This window comes from Bacillus sp. (in: firmicutes), assembly GCA_017656295.1.
Taxonomy (GTDB): Bacteria; Bacillota; Bacilli; order Bacillales; family JACDOC01; genus JACDOC01.
The window spans coordinates 180,554-202,187 of the sequence record JACDOC010000001.1 but is presented as its reverse complement, the minus strand read 5'-3'; the positions used below and the strand labels follow the sequence as shown (position 1 = coordinate 202,187).

23 protein-coding genes are annotated in these 21,634 nt (G+C 41.8%); 5 read left to right on the top strand and 18 right to left on the bottom strand.

Annotation, left to right across the window (positions count from 1 at the left end; all coding sequences use genetic code 11):
* Nucleotides 1-115: 115 nt before the first annotated feature.
* Together H0Z31_01045 and galU are read right to left on the bottom strand one after the other, a co-directional pair.
* A complete protein-coding gene (locus H0Z31_01045) occupies nucleotides 116-1,435 on the bottom strand; it encodes a UDP-glucose/GDP-mannose dehydrogenase family protein (protein MBO8176024.1) in 1,320 nt (439 codons plus the stop codon).
* Nucleotides 1,432-2,325 (bottom strand): UTP--glucose-1-phosphate uridylyltransferase GalU, encoded by an 894-nt coding sequence (galU, locus tag H0Z31_01040; protein ID MBO8176023.1) that lies wholly within the window; start codon nucleotides 2,323-2,325, stop codon nucleotides 1,432-1,434. The genes H0Z31_01045 and galU overlap by 4 nt, the downstream gene beginning before the upstream one ends.
* Nucleotides 2,326-2,464: 139 nt before the next feature.
* On the opposite strand from galU, the gene H0Z31_01035 reads away from it, so the two are divergent.
* From H0Z31_01035 to H0Z31_01025, 3 genes are all read left to right on the top strand, one after another.
* Nucleotides 2,465-4,162: an alkaline phosphatase gene (locus H0Z31_01035; GenBank protein ID MBO8176022.1), complete on the top strand. Its 1,698-nt coding sequence runs from the start codon at nucleotides 2,465-2,467 to the stop codon at nucleotides 4,160-4,162.
* A 298-nt stretch (nucleotides 4,163-4,460) separates the two neighbouring features.
* Nucleotides 4,461-6,059, top strand: a complete 1,599-nt coding sequence (locus H0Z31_01030) for a hypothetical protein (protein ID MBO8176021.1) — start codon at nucleotides 4,461-4,463, stop codon at nucleotides 6,057-6,059.
* Nucleotides 6,046-8,796: a DEAD/DEAH box helicase gene (locus H0Z31_01025; protein MBO8176020.1), complete on the top strand. Its 2,751-nt coding sequence runs from the start codon at nucleotides 6,046-6,048 to the stop codon at nucleotides 8,794-8,796. Before H0Z31_01030 ends, H0Z31_01025 begins: the two co-directional genes overlap by 14 nt.
* On the opposite strand, the gene H0Z31_01020 is transcribed toward H0Z31_01025, so the two are convergent.
* Nucleotides 8,793-9,290: a hypothetical protein gene (locus tag H0Z31_01020; GenBank protein MBO8176019.1), complete on the bottom strand. Its 498-nt coding sequence runs from the start codon at nucleotides 9,288-9,290 to the stop codon at nucleotides 8,793-8,795. The genes H0Z31_01025 and H0Z31_01020 overlap by 4 nt on opposite strands.
* 220 nt (nucleotides 9,291-9,510) lie before the next feature.
* On the opposite strand from H0Z31_01020, the gene H0Z31_01015 reads away from it, so the two are divergent.
* On the top strand, nucleotides 9,511-9,909 hold the full coding sequence (locus tag H0Z31_01015) for a helix-turn-helix transcriptional regulator (GenBank protein MBO8176018.1): 399 nt from the start codon (nucleotides 9,511-9,513) through the stop codon (nucleotides 9,907-9,909).
* A gap of 105 nt (nucleotides 9,910-10,014) precedes the next feature.
* On the opposite strand, the gene H0Z31_01010 is transcribed toward H0Z31_01015, so the two are convergent.
* Together H0Z31_01010 and ssb are read right to left on the bottom strand one after the other, a co-directional pair.
* Nucleotides 10,015-10,155, bottom strand: coding sequence for a hypothetical protein (locus H0Z31_01010; protein ID MBO8176017.1), 141 nt, complete (start codon nucleotides 10,153-10,155; stop codon nucleotides 10,015-10,017).
* Nucleotides 10,156-10,232: 77 nt separating this feature from the next.
* Complete coding sequence (gene ssb, locus H0Z31_01005) at nucleotides 10,233-10,589, bottom strand: single-stranded DNA-binding protein (GenBank protein MBO8176016.1); 357 nt, start codon at nucleotides 10,587-10,589, stop codon at nucleotides 10,233-10,235.
* A 317-nt stretch (nucleotides 10,590-10,906) separates the two neighbouring features.
* Between ssb and H0Z31_01000 the strand changes: the two genes are divergently transcribed.
* A complete protein-coding gene (locus H0Z31_01000; protein MBO8176015.1) occupies nucleotides 10,907-11,347 on the top strand; it encodes a YwpF-like family protein in 441 nt (146 codons plus the stop codon).
* Between the two features lie 139 nt (nucleotides 11,348-11,486).
* On the opposite strand, the gene H0Z31_00995 is transcribed toward H0Z31_01000, so the two are convergent.
* The 13 genes from H0Z31_00995 to H0Z31_00935 all read right to left on the bottom strand — a co-directional run bounded on the left by H0Z31_00995 (nucleotide 11,487) and on the right by H0Z31_00935 (nucleotide 21,593).
* Nucleotides 11,487-11,903, bottom strand: a complete 417-nt coding sequence (locus H0Z31_00995; GenBank protein ID MBO8176014.1) for a hypothetical protein — start codon at nucleotides 11,901-11,903, stop codon at nucleotides 11,487-11,489.
* A 201-nt stretch (nucleotides 11,904-12,104) separates the two neighbouring features.
* Nucleotides 12,105-12,425, bottom strand: a complete 321-nt coding sequence (locus tag H0Z31_00990) for a hypothetical protein (GenBank protein MBO8176013.1) — start codon at nucleotides 12,423-12,425, stop codon at nucleotides 12,105-12,107.
* Between the two features lie 295 nt (nucleotides 12,426-12,720).
* Nucleotides 12,721-13,152 carry a 3-hydroxyacyl-ACP dehydratase FabZ gene (gene fabZ / locus H0Z31_00985; GenBank protein MBO8176012.1) on the bottom strand — a complete coding sequence of 144 codons (432 nt, stop codon included), beginning with the start codon at nucleotides 13,150-13,152 and terminating at the stop codon, nucleotides 12,721-12,723.
* A 39-nt stretch (nucleotides 13,153-13,191) separates the two neighbouring features.
* Nucleotides 13,192-13,437 (bottom strand): DNA-directed RNA polymerase subunit beta, encoded by a 246-nt coding sequence (locus tag H0Z31_00980; protein MBO8176011.1) that lies wholly within the window; start codon nucleotides 13,435-13,437, stop codon nucleotides 13,192-13,194.
* A gap of 39 nt (nucleotides 13,438-13,476) precedes the next feature.
* Nucleotides 13,477-14,313 carry a flagellar hook-basal body protein gene (locus H0Z31_00975; GenBank protein MBO8176010.1) on the bottom strand — a complete coding sequence of 279 codons (837 nt, stop codon included), beginning with the start codon at nucleotides 14,311-14,313 and terminating at the stop codon, nucleotides 13,477-13,479.
* A 26-nt stretch (nucleotides 14,314-14,339) separates the two neighbouring features.
* Nucleotides 14,340-15,176, bottom strand: a complete 837-nt coding sequence (locus H0Z31_00970) for a flagellar hook-basal body protein (protein MBO8176009.1) — start codon at nucleotides 15,174-15,176, stop codon at nucleotides 14,340-14,342.
* A gap of 491 nt (nucleotides 15,177-15,667) precedes the next feature.
* Nucleotides 15,668-16,669 carry a rod shape-determining protein gene (locus tag H0Z31_00965; protein ID MBO8176008.1) on the bottom strand — a complete coding sequence of 334 codons (1,002 nt, stop codon included), beginning with the start codon at nucleotides 16,667-16,669 and terminating at the stop codon, nucleotides 15,668-15,670.
* A 450-nt stretch (nucleotides 16,670-17,119) separates the two neighbouring features.
* Nucleotides 17,120-17,395: a sporulation transcriptional regulator SpoIIID gene (gene spoIIID, locus H0Z31_00960; GenBank protein ID MBO8176007.1), complete on the bottom strand. Its 276-nt coding sequence runs from the start codon at nucleotides 17,393-17,395 to the stop codon at nucleotides 17,120-17,122.
* A gap of 585 nt (nucleotides 17,396-17,980) precedes the next feature.
* The gene (locus tag H0Z31_00955) at nucleotides 17,981-19,636 is read right to left on the bottom strand and encodes a cation acetate symporter (protein ID MBO8176006.1); all 1,656 of its coding nucleotides are present in this window, start codon (nucleotides 19,634-19,636) and stop codon (nucleotides 17,981-17,983) included.
* A gap of 26 nt (nucleotides 19,637-19,662) precedes the next feature.
* Nucleotides 19,663-19,965 (bottom strand): DUF4212 domain-containing protein, encoded by a 303-nt coding sequence (locus H0Z31_00950; GenBank protein MBO8176005.1) that lies wholly within the window; start codon nucleotides 19,963-19,965, stop codon nucleotides 19,663-19,665.
* A gap of 48 nt (nucleotides 19,966-20,013) precedes the next feature.
* Entirely contained in the window at nucleotides 20,014-20,157 is a 144-nt protein-coding gene (locus H0Z31_00945; GenBank protein MBO8176004.1) for a hypothetical protein, read from the bottom strand.
* Nucleotides 20,158-20,266: 109 nt separating this feature from the next.
* Nucleotides 20,267-20,449: a hypothetical protein gene (locus H0Z31_00940; GenBank protein ID MBO8176003.1), complete on the bottom strand. Its 183-nt coding sequence runs from the start codon at nucleotides 20,447-20,449 to the stop codon at nucleotides 20,267-20,269.
* Nucleotides 20,450-20,786: 337 nt separating this feature from the next.
* The gene (locus H0Z31_00935) at nucleotides 20,787-21,593 is read right to left on the bottom strand and encodes a M23 family metallopeptidase (protein ID MBO8176002.1); all 807 of its coding nucleotides are present in this window, start codon (nucleotides 21,591-21,593) and stop codon (nucleotides 20,787-20,789) included.
* Nucleotides 21,594-21,634 lie beyond the last annotated feature (41 nt).

Sequence of the window (21,634 nt, the reverse complement as noted above, 5' to 3'; positions counted from 1 at the left end):
AGATTACTTCCTTTCAACCAATAAATTGTGCAATCTAGATGATATTATAGCGAAAATTAACTTATTATGATAGGTTCTGTCGAAAATATTCACTTTTCGTTCGACCCAATGACTATCAAGCTAAAGGATCAATATGAACGGATTTTCGGCCAATTGACATGTATGGTAATCCTACTTTTTCAGCCTCTTTAAGATTATAACAATTTCTACCATCAATAACTAATGGTTGCTTCATCAATTGCTTGTATTTTGTTAATGGAAATTCTTTAATTTCTTTCCACTCTGTCACAATAAACGTTACTTCTGCTTCTTTAATCGCTTCTTCAATGGATGGTGCATAAGTCAGCTTATCACCAAATATTTTTTTAACATTTTTCATTGCAATCGGGTCGTAAACTCGAACGTTGGCCTCATCCAATAGTAACTGTTGCAATAGTTCTAAAGCTGGTGCTTCTCGAATATCATCTGTATTTGGTTTAAATGCGAGTCCTAAGACTGCAACGTTTTTTCCTTGTAAGGACGGAAAAATCGTTTTTGCCTTTTCATAAAGTTTACCTTTTTGGATGTTATTTACTTGCAAGACAGCATCGAGAATATGGAATTGGTAGTTGTGCTCAGCAGCTGTTTTTTGAAGAGCCTTTGTGTCTTTCGGAAAACAAGAGCCGCCAAAACCAATCCCTGCACGTAAAAACTTCGCACCAATTCGTTGATCCATTCCCATTCCCTTCGCCACGTCTTCAATATCTGCTCCCGTTTTTTCACATAAATTTGCTATTTCGTTAATAAAACTAATTTTTGTAGCTAAAAAGACATTAGAAGCGTACTTAATCATTTCCGCACTCCGAATATCGGTTCGAAGAATAGGAAGGTGGAATGGTTCGTAAATTTTTTCAACTAGATTTCCCGCTTCTTCGTCATTCGCACCAATCACAATGCGATCCGCATGAAACGTATCGTACACGGCGGAACCTTCGCGTAAAAACTCCGGATTCGACACCACTCGAATGGTGATGTCATTTGGTGCCTTCGTTTTTAACAGTTGTTCCACTTTTTCATTTGTTCCTACTGGAACGGTACTTTTAATAACAACGACCACGTCATTGTTGACATGTTGAGCAATGGTGATTGCTGCTTTTTCAATATATCGAAGGTCAGCAGAACCATCTTCCTTCTCTGGTGTCCCGACGGCAATAAAAACAACCTCCGCCTGCCTGTACGCTTCATCAGGCAAAGAAGTAAAAAATAACCGGCCTTCTTCCATATTCTTTTTCATAAATTCTTCTAATCCCGGTTCGTAAATGGGAGATGTTCCGCTACAAAGGAATTCGATTTTTTCTTCATTAATGTCAAAACATGTCACCTGATGTCCAACTTCTGCTAAACAAACCCCTGTGACTAATCCAACATAACCTGTTCCTACGATGGCAATTCTCATACAGATGTTCCCTTCTCTACTGTCATGATTCCTTCCAAATACGCTAATAACTCCTCCCGCAAGTCCGGCCGTTTTAACCCGAGTTCAATCGTCGCTTTGATGAATCCAAGCTTGTCACCGACGTCGTAGCGTTTTCCAGTGAAATAAAATCCATATACAGACTGTCGTTGTGCCAGCTGTTGGATGGCGTCGGTAAGTTGGATTTCTCCCCCAGCTCCTGGCGGAAGGGTTTCGAGAATGTGTAAGATTTCTGGTTGTAAAATGTACCTTCCCATGATGGCGTACGTGGAAGGTGCCTCTTCGGTTGACGGCTTTTCGACTAAGTTTTCGATTTTATATAAATTTGAACCTACTTTTTCGGCAAGTTCGATGATTCCATATTTTGATACATCTTCGCGGGGCACTTCTTGAACCCCAAGAATGGATGCTGGTTCGTTTAACGATTCGTAGATATCAATCATTTGTTTGAGACAAGGGGTTGGTGCTTCGACAATATCATCTCCAAGTAAAACAGCAAATGGTTCGTTACCGATGAATGTTTTGGCGCAATGGATCGCATGTCCTAATCCTTTAGGTTCTTTTTGTCTTATATAATGTATGTTCGCTAAGTTCGCAATTGATTGGATTTCTTCTAATTGCTCCCACTTTTCACGTTTCGCTAGCGTTTCTTCCAGTTCATAAGACTTGTCAAAATGGTCTTCTATCGCCCGTTTTCCTCTTCCGGTAATGATCATAATATCTTCAATACCAGATGCGACCGCTTCTTCGACAATGTATTGAATGGTTGGTTTATCTACAATTGGTAACATTTCTTTCGGCTGCGCTTTTGTTGCTGGTAAAAAGCGTGTACCTAACCCGGCCGCTGGTATGATCGCTTTTTTAATTCTCAAATGAATCCCCCCGTCTTCTGTTTTGCCCCATCCATTCATCCAAGTACTAATTGTATAACATCTGGTCAAATCAATAAACTAATATCCAAAAGCTTAACAAAAATGTAATACAGTACAAATTTATAATGGTGGTGCTTGTATGAGTCGTTTTCTACAAATCGTGTGTTTATTTGTTGTTTTTTCCGTTAGTTGGTCTTCTAGTATACCAGCCCAAGGGAAGGAAGTAGCACAAAAACGTAACGTTATTTTTATGGTAATGGACGGGACGAGCGCAGATGCAGTGACGTTAGCAAGATGGTACAAAGGAAACCCTCTATTTTTAGATGAGCTGTTAGTTGGCGGGGTACAAACGTATTCTAAGTCATCTATCATTACGGATTCTGCCGCAGCAGCGACAGCCATGGCTACAGGCAAGAAAACAATGGCGGATGTCGTGGGACTTGTGCCGGTGTTTCAAGGAAAAGAGGTTCAAACTCCTGCTTATCTCCGGCCGGTGGCTACCGTTTTAGAAGGAGCGAAGCAAAAAGGGATGGCGGTTGGATTGGTAGCCACCTCCCCGATTCAGCATGCCACGCCTGCCGCTTTTTCTTCCCATGTAACAAATCGGGAACATTTCGATGACATTGCTGAACAGCAAGTGTATCAAGGACTCGACCTCGTGTTAGGAGGCGGAAAAGGGCCGTTAATTCCACAAAACGAATGGAAAAAAGATCATCCGGGCCTACGGAAAGGTTATCCTCAAGACAAACCGATTCACGGGCGAAAAGATGGAGAAAATTTGTGGGGCGAACTCGAGAACTTAGGCTATCAAGTGGTGACAACGCGGAATGAGCTGAAATCGGTCAAGCAACTTCCTGTGTGGGGAACGTTCGCCGATAGCGATATGGCATATGACATCGACCGCAAATACCTCGACCTTCCTCAACCGTCATTAGCGGAGATGACGGAAAAATCGATTTCCCTTCTTTCAAAAGACCCACAAGGCTTCTTTTTATTCGTCGAAGGAAGCAAAGTCGATTGGTCGGCGCATAAAAACGACCCAGTCGGTATGGTGAGTGAAGTACTTGCATTTGATAAAGCGGTAGGCGAAGCTATTAAGTTTGCGAAAAAAGACGGGAATACGCTCGTTATTGCCGTTACGGACCACGGTACAGGTGGGCTGACAATCGGCAATCCGGATACGGATGACACCTATAAAACAGTAGCAAAATCCAAGGTGATTGGTCCGTTAAAAAAAGCAAAGCTCACCGTAACGGGGGCTTTGTCCCAATTAGACGAAGACAAAGGGAATTTAAAAGAAGTGGTAAAATTGTATGGACTAAATGAATTAACCATCGATGAATGGGGTCGGATTGCTAATGCGACCCATATCGAAGAAGTATTAGCCGACATCATGGCTAAAAGAGCCCATCTCGGCTTTACCACTCACGGCCATACCGGAGAAGACGTGTTTTTATATGCGTATGGACCGGAAAAACCAACAGGGCTTCTCAACAATATCGACTTAGCGAAGAAGGTCGCCCATTTTTTAGGCCTGTCTTTAGAGCATGCAACGAATGTGTTGTTCGTCGATGGGGTTACGTATTTTAAGCAACAAGGGTATGATGTCTCCCTCGATACGTCAGATCAAGAAAATATCGTCATGGTCGCCAAAAAGGACGGCGTCGAATTCCGCTACCCGAAAAACAAAAACTTTTATTGGAAAAATGACAAAAAAGTGTCCCAACCAGGAGTGAACGTGTTTACCGGAGAAACGATGTACATTCCGTCTCCTCTCGTACCTTTTAGGGGAGCTATATCGGCAAGTAATTTTTTTACTTTATTAAAAAGCAAGTAATTTTCTTTTCCGACTATAGTAAGTAATTCTGCTTCTCGAGTAAGTAACCGGCCAACTAAGCACGTTATTTCCACTTTGAAAATTTTTTCTACTTCCCAAAAGTTACCCGCCTGATCACGCAGGCGGTTTCTTTTTTTGGGATTGGCACTTCCGAAAAATTCCACATTTAATGAAGGCTAGGTGTGAGTGTCTCTGTATATGGACATACTTGGAATAAATTGTCCACCAAGAAGATGACATATTTCGCGTTTGACGTGTGATATAATGGGGAGAGATTTTTCGTGAAGAGGTGTTTTGGTTGATACGTGCGGTCGTATTAGATGAGTGGGCAACGTATTGGGAGGAGCGGTTAGATTCTTCCGATGTGAAGGATCAACAAAAGGTAAATAGGGCATTTTATCTATATCATAAACGACATGTACAGTGGAGCGACGAACATGAAAGCTTATTTTTAAAGTTCTATGTAGATGATTACGGCACGAAGTTCACTGGTTCAATTGATGTGGATGACTTTTATTTGTCTCGTTGTGATTGTAAGGAACCGGATTGTCCGCACTTGTTGGCGGCTTTTTTTTCGTTATACAGCCGGTCAAAAAGCGTAACGCGTTGGATTGAAGAATGGAAAAAGTCTCGTTCGACTACAAACATTTTTTCGCAACTTCAACGAGCGTCTACGTTGTTAAAACAAAAAGAACAACGTTTTCGCTCCCATTCGGTCGAAGCGTGGAACGAACGGTTAACCGAGGCATTTGCGACGTTCGATTCGGCCGTTGTCCAGAAAAATCCTTACCTTTTGATGAACCTCCTCGACTCGTATTTTTTACGGATTCGACAAACTGAGCCCGTCGAAGAGGAAATGAAAAAGTTATACCGTTTATATTCCGTTTGTTGGCTCTTACATCAGTTACGCGAGGAAACACGGACGTGGAATTTTTCTAAAAATGAATTGGAGCGCAGTGTGTTTTCCCATTTTCATTACTTAGTAGAGATGGCGGAAAAAGCCGTGAACAACCTTCCTCATCCTCTACCTTTTTCGTTTGATCCGTTTCTTTCGGAACTTCGGACGTGGGCTCGAGACTTTATAGCATGGGATGATGATCTTTTCCCGTTTTACTTCGACGTCTATCGCTTTTTATGGACGGATGTGTTTACCAAAGCTACTTGGCGGCAGGAAGAGATGGAGACGTTACAGGATCTGCGGATGCCTAATATTTTGGCAAACGTCCATCATTCGCTTCTTTTAAAAAATGACGACTTGGCGGAAAAATTCTTTTCCCTTGCTGCGCCTGATGTTCTTTATTATGTGTCGTGGTGGATTGAATGGTTGGCTTCATTGAATGACTCTAAGCGTATGAGCCGATTGTTAACGTGGATCGAACATTCGCTTGAGCCCTTTTTACAAACGCTGGAAACGAACTATTTACGAACTCGGTACATCCAGTCGCTTCTTCAACAATTCAAACGGTACGGCATTGTAAACGAACATCCGAAGCAAATGGAACGGTTGATGCGCGTCACTCTTCCTTATAGTTACTATCACTATAGCGACTTGTTATATGAGCAAGGAGCCTATCAACAATGGGTTGAATTGCAGCTGTACATGGGCCACCGGGCAGACGACCTTCCTACCGAAGAATTACGAACGATTCAAAAGGAAGCACCGGAGCTTTTACTTCCGCTCTACCATGATACCGTACACTATCATGTCAATCAGCGAACCCGGCAGCATTACAAACTAGCGGTGAAATATATAAAAAAACTACATACCATTTATAAAAAATTAAAACGGCTTGACCAGTGGGAGCTCTTCCTTACTACACTTCAAGAGGAAACAAAACGATTGCGCGCGTTTCAGGAGGAACTAGAAAGGGGAAAATTAACGCATGTTAACGGTTAATATACTGTTCGTGTCTATAAAAAAATTAAGTCGTTCCCGTTATTTCATTTACACTCCGAACGAACATATCGGAACGATGAATTTGAAAAAGCTGTTTATTTGGCATGAGGAAAGCTTTTACGGATCGATGCTGGAAACCAAAACGGAAGGGCGGGATATCGGGTTCGTCATTAGCGCCTGGGACCTGTTATCTCTATTCGGACGCCGAACGTATAACTCCTTTTTACCGTGGGAGTGGGATGAACCGTTACAAGTTCTCCATGACGTAGGACCAGATGTTTATAAGGCCATACAAAATGCGAAAGTTCAGCCGACAGTCAGCGAAGACGGGACCAAACTACTTTGGAGCCTACCGGAAGAACTGTTCGCTCAAGTCGATGACAAAAAAGTCTGGACAATTAAAAGCGAAGAGCAATCGGCACGATTATTTTTACAAACGATTGTGACAGAAAGTATGGAGAACCTTGTTAACAAGCACGCGGCCCAAGAACAGCTTTCTCCGCAAGAAATTGTCGCCTACTTTGATGAACAAAAATGGCAGGAATGGCTGAGAGGAAATGACACTCCGCTTCCGTTTACCATTGGGCTACGATTGTCCGAGCCGGAAGAAGGCGCAACGGAATGGCACTTGGAAACCGTTTTAAAAGAACGAAACAGTGAAGCCATTTTTCCCCTTTCGAGTTCGTTGCCACGCGGTTGGAAAAAACATATTCGAGCTGTCGAACAAGAACAAACCCGTTGGGAGCGTCTGTTTCCATGGCTTTATGAAGATGGCCAGATGAAAGACCGCTTATCGGATGAAGAAGCGTGGACCTTTTTATCGTCTTCTAGCGAAACATTAACCGCTCTTGGGGTACCGATTTTCCTTCCGTCCTGGTGGGAATCGATTCGAAAAGCCTCCGTGCAAGTAAAAGCAACGGTCAAACAAGAGACGTACCGGTCGTATGTAGGAATGAATGCGCTCCTTGATTTTGATTGGCGCTTGTCGATTAACGGGAAAGAGTTGTCTGAAGAAGAATTTCAACAGCTCGTTCACGAAAAACGAAATCTTGTGCGCATCAATGGCCAATGGGTGCAATTAGACCATCGATTGATTCAACGGTTGAAAATATTGATGGAAGAAGCGAAGGAGAAAGGCGTTTCGATGTCCGACTTGCTCCATCAACAACTTGGCGACGAACCGCTCGTTGTAACCGATACGGAAGACGAACGCGAATTAGCTAAATTGCAATTTGAGTTAAGCCGCTCGTTAAAACAATGGCTTCGCCAATTAACGAATCCTAAAGACATTCCGCTTTTGCCAACACCGTTCGACTTACAAGCGACCTTACGACCGTACCAGCAGTTCGGAATGAGCTGGCTCTATTTTTTACGCGAACACGGCTTTGGGGCTTGCTTAGCTGACGACATGGGTCTTGGAAAAACCATTCAATTGATTGCGTATTTGTTACACGTACGGGAAAAAGAAGCTCCCGACACTCCTGCCCTCATCATTTGCCCGACATCGGTGCTTGGAAACTGGCAGCGGGAGCTTGAGCGATTTGCTCCCTCCCTTCGTGTCGGGACGCATTACGGAAGTCACCGGACAAAAGGCGAAGATTTTACCACATGGGCCGCTTCGTCTGATGTCATTTTGACGACGTACACCTTAGCTCATTTAGATTTTGATGAACTCTCAAGCGTAAAATGGAGCACGATTGCCTTAGATGAAGCACAAAACATTAAAAACGCCAACACGAAACAATCCCGAGCCATCCGAAAGCTAAAAGGACAGCACCATATTGCGTTAACAGGAACGCCAATGGAAAACCGGTTGAGCGAATTGTGGGCCATTTTTGACTTTATGAATCGCGGCTATTTAGGATCGTTTGCCCAGTTTCAAAAACGGTTTATCGTTCCGATTGAACGCGACGAAGAAGTGGACCGTATCCAGGCGTTGCAGAAGCTCATTCGTCCGTTCCTCCTCCGCCGCTTAAAAACGGACAAAGAAGTAGCCTTGAACTTACCGGATAAGCTCGAACAAAAAGAATATTGTCCGTTAACGGATGAACAAGCAGCCCTGTACGAACAACTCATTCAAGATACGTTTGCGGAAATACCAACGTTAACCGGTTTGGAACGTCGAGGGAAAGTGTTGCAAATGCTCAATCAATTAAAACAGTTGTGTAACCATCCGGCCCTTTACTTAAAAGAAACAGCGCCAGCCAATTTGCTAAAACGATCCGAAAAACTACAAAAAACGTTGGACCTGATTACCGCTTGTCTCGATCAAAACGAAGCGTGCCTTCTATTCACCCAATACTTGAAAATGGGTGAAATAATTCAACAAGTCATCAAAAAACACTTCGGAATAGACGTCCCGTTTTTAAACGGGAGCATGCCCAAACAACAACGAGATGACTATGTACAACGATTCCAAGAAGGCGAATTTCCGATTTTTCTTTTATCCTTAAAAGCAGGAGGAACGGGACTCAACTTAACGGCAGCGAATCATGTCATCCATTATGATCGGTGGTGGAATCCGGCGGTTGAACATCAGGCGACCGATCGTGCCTATCGAATAGGTCAACAACGGTTTGTCCACGTTCATAAATTGATTACTGTCGGCACATTAGAAGAGAAAATTGACATCATGCTTGAAAAAAAGCAATCGTTAAATGACCAAATTATTCAATCCGAGCAATGGGTCACAGAACTCTCAGACGAGGAACTTTATTCTTTACTCGCATTAACTTAAGAGGATGGAGACGGCTTTTCTCTTTCGATATGAAAAGAGTAAAGCCGTTCTTTTTTGTGATCGTTTGGTTGCTTCCACTTTCCTAACCACATGATCGAGGAACCTTTTTTAATAAGAAAACAAGAATACAACTCTTCTAATATCTCCTCCGGTATTTTCGGTGTTGAGGGAAAAATCTGTTCAATCGTTAACATTCGTTTCATGACATCCATCGTCACAAGAACTTCCCAGGTGACATGATACGTATGAATACAAACTTTCAGGCAGGAATTTGGTGACTGTAGAGGTATTCGCAGGTAAGGAGTTGGTTCTTCACGCGATAGCATTGTATCCGATAAGGCAATTCCTTGAAGCGCTTCTGCAAATGAAAGGCTGGGGGCAATAACCCATCCGCTTTTTAAATTTTTCTTTCCTTTCATAATGAGACTAAATTTTTCATTTGGTGGCGGCAATGCATCATCGGATCGAAGTAAAATATTTCTTTTCACCAGCATGACACCCTCCTTTTGGCCTACAAAATAATTGAAAATGGTACAATTTTCCTGTTACTTCCATACTATTCTACAAATTTTTCGTATCTCCTTCATCTTTTTTTCGCGAGCTTTTAAAAATGAACATAAATTGACGTTCATATTATGAACATCTGCAGGAAATGAACGGGAAAAACCGTTATCTTGAAAATAATAATGTCTGAAAGATTAAGGGTGAATATGAATGTCCCTTGTACATAAAATTACGGAACTTCGTAAATTACGAGGATTGACACAAGAAGAAGCCGCGAAACGGTTAAACATTTCCCGTGCGACATTGTCTCGTTATGAGAACGGCCAACAATCGATTCCAGCGGAAATGATTGAAAAAATTTTACACGTATACGATGCGCCGATTACCACGTTATTTCCTACCGATGAAGAGACCGTTCAGTCGTCTGCCTCTGTACTGCGGGAACGGTTCGAAAAATCCGATTTAGAGCGAATTCATCAATTGTTAAAGGAATATCCAGAGCTGCAACAATCGTTAGTCGAGATTTATCATTTTCCACAAAAAAAGCGGGACTTATCGGTGAAGCAACTTGTTCATTTAACGCAGTTTTTTAAAAAAGAAAAGATTTAAAGAAAAAAGCCGGCGGGAAGGACGATGCCGGCTATATTTGCGAGGACGTAGAGGGGATATACAAGGAACGATTCTCTCTTGGGGCAAGTATGTGAATGAATCAAATCAACTTTGACGAGCTTTGTCAGTTAACTCGGTGACTTGCGCTTCTAATTGCGATATTCGGTCGTGCGCTTTAGCGACTAAGCGGATCAAATCTTGGACAAGAAGCTCGGTACGTCGAATTTGTTGATACATCGGTTCCACCTGAACACACCTCCTTACACCAACCTTTTCGTGGCATCACCTCCTTTGTCGGGGGCTTGTGCACATAAGGGCTGCCACTATTTTTCTAACGGATGCAGCGAACGATCTTCTGCAGGCTTTCCCCCTAAAAATTTGACTGAATCCGCGATGACTTCAGTAACATACACTTTTTTCCCTTCTTGGTTTTCATAGTTTCTCGTTTGAAGCCGCCCGGTAACACCTAAGACAGATCCTTTTTGACAATATTTAGCCGTGTTTTCGGCCGTTCGATTCCATAAGGTACATAACACAAAATCTGCTGTTGACTCCCCATTTTCATTACGGTACGGCCGGTTTACCGCCAACGTCACATTTAATACCGCACGGCCTTCCGAGGTATACCGAAGTTGAGGATCTTTCGTTAATCGCCCGACTAAGGTCACCTGGTTAATCATATTACTATCTCACCTCATTCCGTCTAAGTTAGTTCCATCATACTTGCTTTATGATGCATAGTAAAATGTGGAAATTTCGATTTTCGAGCCTCTTTTTAGGTGAATATGACTTAATTCCTTAGCGAAAATCAAATTTTAAACGTAGATTGAATCTAAAAATCGATTTTTACCATTTTCCTCATTTTTTTTCATCGTTCGACACGTGTGCTTTCATTCATTAGAACATTTAGTATTTTCCAGTTTGTATGGTATAATCAATTCAAATCTAGACGTGAAATGTCGTTGACGTTACCTCACACTCCTTAAGGAGGATTGATATGAAAACTTTTAAAATCATTTCGCTGCACATCGTCGAAGAGCATCAACTTCGAAATATTGAATTGATCGATGGGTTGATTATTAATAAGGAAGATGAAAATCGGACATGGTTAATCGAAGCCTTTATTGATGGGTCGTACTACGATTACTTCCGCGACTTGCAACAACAACCAAACGATATCGAAGTACAAGTCGTCATCACTCACGCAGCGAACGATCCTGCTCTGTTTACCTGCCATATCCGTTGCGTAAAAAAAATGGATGAACACCTCAGCATCTTATTCGAAGCAAAACTCAAAAAAGCGCGCAGTGAATACGCAGAACTATTGTTACAAAATTTAGTCGACGAAGGATTGTCCGGTCAAACACTTGTCAATACGTTTAAAGAAAAAATGAAAGAAAAGCCGCGCCTAAAAGAGCGAGAACAATCAAAAAGCTAACTCAACATCGCTGTGAAGCTTGGTTGGGTTAGCTTTTTTCTTCTGGGGATTGGGTTAGGTTCCGGGAAAATTTCATCTGAGGTCAAGGTTCCCGAATGAAAAGACTGTTTCCAACCATAATAAATAAAAAACCCCCGCTTTAAGCAGGAGTTGACTTTGTATGTTGTTCACGCTTCTTTTTTTCTTCGTTGAGCACGTCAAGGACGTATTTCGCTTCTGCTTTACATGAGTAATCCTTTTCAATACCGAGTTCGTTTTGAAGCCTATTAATTTCTTCCATCTGTTCGTTGGTTGGTGGGGTTGTTAATATTTTTTCAATCGTTTCGTTAATTTTTTGGGCTAGTTCTTCATGAAACGATGGATTCGCTTTGATTTCATCACTCACTTTATCGTACCAAGTCGATGCCGTGGTAATATACATACGCCACGCTTGAATAAAATCCTCTAAGCTATATTTATCTTCATCCCATTGAATGCTTGCCATATATTGTTCAAAAACAGTCATGATGGATCGAGTGATGCTGATTTTTATTCCAGAAGCTAAGTCTTTTAACATCTATTTTAAGTACCCCCTAATCAATACTGTTTTCACCTTTTTTACTATATCATATCTACATTACCAAAAGTACTATGATTAAACAATAATGACCAGAGTAATTCATGGTAATACATCCATATCCTTTCAAACTTTACCTTATTATAGCGATTCTTATTAAGACTGTAAATGAGAAAAGCAGGGTTCATCCCTGCTTCACTTTTATTGATCTACATTGTTTTGATCTTCACGGTCACGTTCATCCTCGATGAGTTCCTCTTGTTCCGTATTATCGTCTAGAGTCGGATCCTCATCACCAGGTGTGTTGACATCGTTCTCTGCATCATTGTTATCCAGCATGTCTCCATTGTTGTCCATCATGTCTTGATCATCACCATTTAAATCGTCATTAATGTCTTCTTCAACATCTGGAACTACGTCGTCAGCTGGCGGAGGTGGTTCTTGGTCGTTTTGGGCACAGCCAATCATGAGCATCGCCGCTAGTGCTGAGCCACCGATGATGTGTAACAAACGTTTGCTCATCGTTATACCCCTTTCATTAAGTTATTCTTATTATTGACCGTCATTCGGTCTTTTGTTAGCTTTACCCAAAACGACGAAGTTATGACAACTAATTTTTGAAAGTTGTTATTTATTAATATGGTTTTACACATAAAGCCCTATTTGTCACATAGAACTTTGGTTTTGTTCATAAAACGTTTATTTTGGTACATTGACACCGCCATTGGCTCATAAAACTTCCTATTGGACACTTTGCTTCCACACTTAATACACATATCAATAAGAAAATCCCCCAAAACACTTTGGGGGATTTACGTTATTGTTTGTCACCGAGCGCAAACATTATTTCTGTTTCACAGACGATTTCGCCGTCGACTGTAGCGACACCTTTTCCTTTACCCATAGAGCCACGAACGCGAATCATTTCGACTTCAAGGCGAAGTTGGTCGCCTGGTTTGACTTGGCGTTTAAAGCGGCAGTTATCGATTCCTGCAAAAAAGGCAAGCCGTCCACGGTTTTCTTCCTTTTTTAACATCGCAACTGCGCCTACTTGGGCTAAAGCTTCAACGATGAGAACACCTGGCATCACCGGGTAGTCTGGGAAGTGACCGTTAAAAAATTCTTCATTGGCCGTAACATTTTTTATCCCAACCGCACGCTGGCCTTCTTCAATTTCTAATATTTTATCGACTAATAAAAATGGATAGCGATGGGGAATAATTTCTTTAATTTGTTGTACATCTAGCATGAACATTCCTCCTACAACACCTACTAATGTTCCACGGCGTTATTCTTTATTCACTAAATCAATAATATGCGTCCATGTGGATTTTTTGAATGTATCGCTTGGCTTTCCGTCACCGATGACCCCGTACCCGACTACAGCACCTACCACCAAGGAAACGAATGTTAAAACGACCACGATGATTAGACGTAACCAAATTGGAATTAAGCGAACTCGAACTCGTTTTTTCGTACGGGAAGAAGGTTCGCCTTCCTTCTTTTCTTTTTTCACTTCTTCCCTTGTTTTCACTATTTGTTGAACTTCTTCTGCCACGTCATGTCGCCTCCTTTAACGGATGCCGTTAATCAGCCCTAACATTTGATCGGCTATGGAAATCGCCCGCGCTTGAAACTGATAGGAGCGTTGTACTTGTAGCATATCCGTCATTTCTTTTCCTAAATCAACGTTCGATTGTTCTAAAGCTCCTTGAGCGACTTGAATGTCCGTTCGATTTTCACCTACTAAATCGACCCATACATCTTCACCCAATTCGTTCACGTTTTCCGGCATTCCGAGCAGTCCGTTTCCTTTTTGCTCTAAAAATTGCGGCCTTAAAATCGAAACCATCCCAAGTTCAAACGTTTCTTGTGCGCCATTATCGTATTGGACAGTGAAGTCGCCATTATTGCTAATGGTAAATTTTTTGGCATCAGCCCCGAAGGTAATGATGTTTTCATTCACATCAACGATGGGTAATCCGCTTCCGTTCACAAGCATGAATTGATTTTCCCCAACCGGTGATAGGTAAAACGCACCGTCTCGTGTCAATTGAATGGACGTACCACCGTCCTCGTCAGCAACGAGTACTTTGAAAAATTGCCGTTTATCTAAAATAGCGACGTCTAAGTCACGACCAGTTTGTTTTAATGTGCCTTGTGTTAATACTAGCGCTGCCTGAGCAAGTTTTGCGCCCGTGCCTTGACGAATACCTTCTGCCGTCAGACGGCCTACTTCTTTCTCTAGATTCGGCTGATTGTTAAACTGTTGATACATGAGTTCACTAAATGGTGTCGTGCGTTTTTTAAATCCGGTCGTATCCACGTTTGCTATGTTGTGGCTAATGATATCCAATTGTTGTTGGAGCTGGTTCATCGTATTTGATGCTATGATCATCGTTCGATTCATCGTTATTTCCTCCTAATTGATGCGCCTTAACCAATGCGACCAATTTCGTTCGTCGCTTTTTCCATGCTTCGATCGTATGCTTGGAGCACTTTTTGATTCGCTTCAAAGGCTCGGAACGCGGTTAACAAATCTGTCATCGTCCGCGTTGGATCGACGTTGGATCGTTCAATAAACCCTTGGCGTAACTGATATTGCACACCGTCCACTTCATTGGCGTTTGGTAATGTTCCTTCAGGTAAACGATACAGCCCTTCGCCATCTTTTTGTAACGCATGCACATTTTCCGCAAAGGCAATACCGATTTGGGCGATTTCTTGACCGTTCGCTTCAATTACCCCGTTCGGTCGGACCATAAAATCATCATTCGGTAGTTGAATGCGGTTCCCTTCGTCATCCAGCACATACCATCCGGCAGATGTCGTTAAAAACCCTTCAGGATCTATGGTAAAGTTTCCGTTTCTCGTATAGCGCAGACCGTCTGTTGGATGTTGAATGGTAAAGAACAACGCTCCATTTAAACCGGTCTCTTCTGATGTAGGAACGAGCACATCGAGTAAGGCAAGGTCAGTAGGAAGCGACGTTTCTTGTAAGTCCCCTTGCTTAAAATTCGGAATCGCTTCTTGCATATAAACTCCAGTATTTAGTGAACCAACTGTCGGTGTTTTTAAGATGTTAAGCTTTTTTTCCGTTGGTATCGTCATTTCATCGATTCGTTTTAATAACATTTCTGGAAACGCGCGCATCGCTGATTGATCGGCTTTAAAGCCTGGAGTATGTACATTCGCCATATTATTCGTAAGCATTTCTGCTTTTCGTTGGTAAGCAATCATACCGGACGCTACCGTGTAAAAGCCGCGGAACATAAAATTCACCTCAAACCGTTACAATATCTCATATTTATTATAAGCCATTCTTTGGAACAGCGGTATCCTAATTTTGGCCAATTTATTTCCATTTCTAGGCCAAAAATACTATTAGTGATCTACGTAAAATAATCTCTTACGTATGGTCATTCATCGATGTGCTAATGGCAATTGGCATGAAGGTCTGTTAAACGATACTTTTCATATTTATACATTTCGCTTGTGGCGGACGCTTTCCGCGGGAAAGCCGCTTCCCTCGCTACGCTCAAGTATGGGTCTTGCGGCTTCTTGTTCCCGCTGGAGTCGCCGCCTTTCGCTTCATATGAATAACTTGGACATATAACATAGCCTTTACAAAAAGAACAGCGAAAAACGGAAACACAAAGAGCAATGTTCATCCTGTTAAGAGCATTCCGAATAACAGTAAAAATTATCCACAATTATTTCAGGGTAGTGTCATTGTAAAAAAAGAGAAAGGTCGCCCCTTTCTCTTAGCCTAGATATCTTGCTGAAATCTTGTCTATATTCTCAAGCATAATGCCTGTTCCGATGGCTACGCAGTTCATTGGATTATCCGCGATGAATACCGGAACTTTTAATTCTTCTGCTAACAGTTGGTCAATGCCGTGAAGCAATGCACCGCCACCTGTTAAAATAACGCCACGATCAATAATATCCGCAGACAATTCTGGTGGAGTTTTTTCCAGTACGTTTTTCGCGGCTTGTACAATAACTGATACCGACTCACGAAGTGCTCCTTCAATTTCTTCAGAGTTTACGGTAATCGTACGTGGAAGACCTGTCACCATATCGCGGCCGCGAATATCCATTTCTTCTTTACGAGATCCCGGGAATACGGTACCGATATTAATTTTAATATTTTCAGCTGTCCGCTCACCGATTAACAATTTATATTTTTTCTTAATATAATTTAGAATTTCCATATCGAACTTATCGCCCGCCATCTTAATCGAAGAGGAAGTAACAATATCACCCATGGATAAAACGGCTACGTCGGTTGTGCCGCCACCGATGTCAACGACCATGTTTCCGCTCGGTTGGAAAATATCCATGCCCGCACCGATCGCCGCAACTTTTGGTTCTTCTTCGAGGTATACTTTTTTCCCGCCGCTTTTGTACGCCGCTTCTTTAATTGCCTTTTGTTCAACACTCGTAATATTCGTTGGACAGCAAATTAAAATACGCGGCTTCGATAAAAACCCTTTCACGTTTAACTTATTAATAAAATATTTAAGCATCGCTTCTGTGACGTCAAAATCAGCAATAACGCCGTCTTTTAACGGACGAATCGCCACGATATTTCCTGGTGTGCGGCCGACCATGCGCCGTGCTTCTTCACCGACTGCAAGTACTTTGTTTGTATTTTTATCAATCGCCACAACGGAAGGTTCATTAAGCACAATGCCGCGACCTTTTACATGAATCAATACGTTTGCCGTACCTAAGTCAATTCCAATATCTCTAGAAAACATGCCTAGATAGCTCCTTCCTACACCTTTATTCCACAAAACAACTACTATCACTTATTTATGACAAAAAATACATCATCTTCCAACGTTAATTATTTTTATCCCTAATTGTTTATTTTAGCATAGTTCATTTCCTTAAAAAATGGGGAGATGTAAAAAAGTTTTCAGACGTCTGACAAAATTTCGTCAGCATGTTGGATGTGAGCTCACATGCTTTTTTCAAAAGGCTCTATTAAACGATACTGTTGATATTTATTCATTTCGCTACAGGCGGACGCTTTCCGCGGGCAAGGTGCAAGCCGCTTCCCTCGGTGCGCTCAAGTAAGGGTCCTGCGGCTTCTTGTTCCCGCTGGAGTCGCCGCCGTGTGAACAACTTGCTATAAATCAACAATGAAATTTATCATAACCTTTCAAAAAAAAGAGGACCTATTTTCATAGGACCTCTACATCCCATTATTTAATTGTGCTTTTATTGTACTGTTCCTCTTTTTTGTACTTTTGCTTTGTTGCTTCCCCTCCACGTAGATGACGGATCGATTTATGATAATCAAGAATGGCTTTTACTTGACTAGCTAGTTCTGGATTGATTTCAGGTAGCCTTTCCGTTAAATCTTTGTGGACAGTACTTTTGGATACGCCAAACTCCTTGGCGATCACGCGAACTGTTTTTTTCGTCTCCACGATATACTTTCCTATCTTGATAGTTCTCTCTTTGATGTAATCGTGCACACCACTCGCCCTCCCTAAATTGGATGAGAGAAGTGTGAAATGAGACTCGCTTTCTACGTTGAAGTACTGAATCCCGCATGACGTATGTATGCGGCAGAAAGTAAACTACTTCCTGTCATTACAGCAAATAATCATATCTATAACTTGATTAAACGGGTTTTCTACGATTCCTCACCTCAAACACTCTCTTTAATTTTGTCAGGTTTGTAACATTTTATTAGCTTGGATGAAAATATATTCGCAAAAAACACAATAAGGACAAGGGGTTTGCACGATTTTTCGAAATTTTGTTCCAAGGAGAGAAGATCATAAAAATTTTTCAGGAAAAATAACGTCTAAACGGACCAACAACCTAGGAATGTTAGCAAAAGCGAAGAGGAAATATTGGAACGTTTTTGAGCACTTGATAAGAGCAATTCGAGAGCAAAAATATTACGTTTAAGAGACAGATATGAGCATTTAGAATAAGAGAACATCCCGCCCTTCGTTGCACTTGTACCCACTTGGTTTTCAGTTTCTTCCAGCTTTTTTCAAGCGCAACAAATAGACAAACGGTCACCTCAACAAGATGACCGCTTGAAACAACTATACGGTTTTCTTTAGCCACACTTCACCGTCCTTGTAGACGACTTCTTCTGGATAGCGTAGGTTGACGACTTCGTCTTGTTTTTCCTTGGAAGGGACTTCAGTTAAAAGCGATACAATGATGTTGGCCACAAACGCAGCAAGAGCTCCAAAAATTCCTGCTCCGGTATCTTTAATTCCTAAAATCATCCATCCAGATTTGGCTAAGAAAATGTAGCTTAACGTCACAATAAGACCAATGACCATTCCCGCAATGACTCCTTGCGCGTTGGAGCGTTTCCACCAAACACCCAGAACGAGTGCTGGGAAGAACGTACCTGACGCTAACGCAAACGCCCACGCGACGATCTGGGTAATTACTCCCGGTGGATTTAAGGCAACTAACCCAGCAAAAATGGTTGCCGCTGCAATCGATAGCCGAGCGACTACTAATCGATTTTTCTCTGTTGCGTCTGGCTTAAAGACCCGATAATAAATGTCATGGGCAAGTGAAGAGGATATCGCAATCATTAATCCGCCTGCTGTGGACAAAGCAGCAGCCATTGCACCCGTAGCCACAAGACCGATTACAAATACGCCTAAGTTGGCAATTTCCGGTGTTGCCATCACAACAATGTCGTTGGAAATCATCATTTCTTGCCATTGTAAAACACCGTCCCCGTTGCTATCGGCGATTTGTAGTTTACCAGTATCGACCCATGTCGACGTCCACGCTGGCAGTTCCGATATTTTACTTCCTGCCACTTTTGTTAATAAAATGAACCTAGAAAACGCAGCGTAAGCAGGTGCAGATAAGTATAATAAACCGATAAAGAGCAACGCCCAAGCACCAGACCAACGTGCCGCTTTCATCGTGGATACGGTATAAAAACGGACAATGACGTGTGGAAGTCCAGCAGTACCAGCCATTAACGTAAACAGCAAGGCTAAAAACTGCCACTTTGTCCCATTTTCAAACGGCGCAAAATATTCAGAGATTCCCAGTTCCCGATCAATTTCGCCCATTTTACCGACAATTTCTCCATAAGAAATCCACGGAATGGGATTGGAAGTCAGTTGCAAGGACATAAAAATAACTGGTATGAGATAAGCAATGATTAAAATTAAATATTGCGCGACTTGTGTCCACGTAATTCCTTTCATTCCGCCAAAGGCCGCGTAAAAGGCGATTAGAACAACACCAATCATCGTCCCAATTTTGGCATCGATTTCAAACAAGCGACCTATCACGACCCCTGACCCTGACAGCTGTCCAATCGAGTATGTAAAACTAATAATAATCGTACAAATGGCCGCAATGACGCGAACGGAATGGCTATTGTACCGGTCTCCGATAAATTCCGGTACTGTGTAGCGACCGGACTTCCGTAAATGTGGTGCAAGTAAGAAGGTAAGGAGTAAATAACCGCCTGTCCAACCCATAATGTAAGCTAAGCCGTCATAACCTAAAATCATCACCGTTCCGGCTAGTCCAATAAATGAAGCGGCACTCATCCAGTCGGCCCCAATGGCCATCCCGTTAAACACTGACGGAACCCCCCGACCTGCGACGTAAAAGTCGGATGTTGCACGGGCTTTGTTAAAAATGGCAATTCCAATATACAACGCGAACGTGGCTAAAATAATGGACGTTGATACAAGAAACTGTGTATCCATTGTATTCCCCCCTTTGTCTCATTTGGCTACTTATTAACCGCTTTCCCTGAGGTCTCTACTTTTTCTACACGATTAACAAGTCCGTATTTTTCATCTAACCGATCACTTACTTTGGCGTTAACAAATAATAAAACGATAAACGTTACGATAGAACCTTGGGCGCCCATGAAATAATGGAACGGTAAACCGTTAAACGTAACCTGCGAGAACGGCTCTGCGAACAGAACAATGCCAAATGAAACAGCAAACCATATAAACAAATAAAGACATAGATATACCGTTTTTTCTTTTACATACTTGTTCACGAGCTGTGGATCCATTTTTTCCATATTAGGTCTCCTTTCTTTTAGGCACTGTTAAACCGATACTGTTGATATTTATACATTTCTCTGCAGGCGGACGCTTTCCGCGGGCAATCCGCAAGCCGCTCCCTCGCAACACTCAAGTAAGGGTCTTGCGGCTTCTTGTTCCCGCTGAAGTCGCCGCCGTGTGAATAACTTGCTAAAAATCAACAATGACATATAACATAGCCTTCTTTTAAAAAAATTACATATGGATGAACGTGTCGATTCATAGAAGCTGAGTGAAGAAATGACTGTAGAAATTCATGGAGAAAAAACGGAAGAAGCTTTACGTTAGCGAGAAAATAAATTTGACCGTCTCCCAAAACGGTGCGGGCACTAAGACGATTTGAATAAAAAAATAAATAAAAATTGATAAAAACGGAATAGCTAAAAAAAACGTCTTTTTGTACTTAAGGGCTAGGATGAGTGAAATTGCGGTTATCGCCATTAACAGGATAAAATCAAGCACGTCAATCCTCCTTTCAAAGAAAGTGCTATCACAATTAATAATTTCAATCTTTAGAAAATTCTATATTTTACATTATTAATTTTTGTTCCCAATTCGTCAAGGGCAATCCATAGACAATTTTTTTATTAAGCAAGACATAATTTGACAAATGAGGAACTCACGAGTGGCTTATAACTTGCCAAATTTGGAACATAGAACACCGATTTGGCTCATAGAGGTGGTTTTAGGTATAGATTTTAAAAATAGGCTCATATCAGGATCCGCCCCCCTTCACACTGGGCTACTACTCCTACTGACCACAAAAAAAGCCTGTCCGAATAATGGACAGACTCGTAATTTATTCGTTGTCTGATGTGGAATCAGAGGATTGTTCGTTTTCTTCCGCACTTTTTTCTTCGGTTGTCTCTTCTTTATCCGAAGATTGTTCTTCCGCTTGTCCTACTTCGTCGAGTGAAGAAAGAGATTTGTTGAAGTAGTCTAACGGATTGACAGCTACGTCATTTTTGCGGATTTCAAAATGGACATGCACACCAGCTTCTTGGTTAAATTCGCTTTTTCCAGCCTTTGCAATGACTTGACCTTGTTCTACATCATCACCAACTTCTACCGCAATGTCTTTTACAGATTGGTAGCGAGTGACGACTCCGTTGTCGTGTTCAATTTCAATGACATTCCCTAAGAATGAATCTTCTTTGACTTCTTTGACAGTTCCGCTAAGTGCCGCTAATACATCGAATGACTCGCCGTTTTTCATTCCAATATCAATTCCCTGACTTGGGTAGTAATTATTTTTATAAACTACGAGTGCGGCTACTTGCTCTTCTTCTGAACCGTTAAAGTCGTAAAACTGAGTCACGATTTGGGCTTCATCTTCATTTTCCACAGGCATTAAAATGTTTTCCACGGCACGGTTTACTTCTACTGCTGGATTGTCGATGCCTTTACCGCTTTGTAAATCTTCATCTCCATAGCTACCGTAATCTTGTGGCTCTGTGACATCATCACCAGTTGTTTGGTACCAAAGAATACCAGAAATCAAAATGGCTGCTAGCGCTAAATACAAGGCTGGAAATACCCAACGTTTTCTAAAGAAGCTTTGCATGTTCCACTTTTGAGAAGATCGTTTCTTTTCTTCCTCTCTCATTTTCATCACCTCAGCAACCATTTTGAACACAAGAGGAAAAA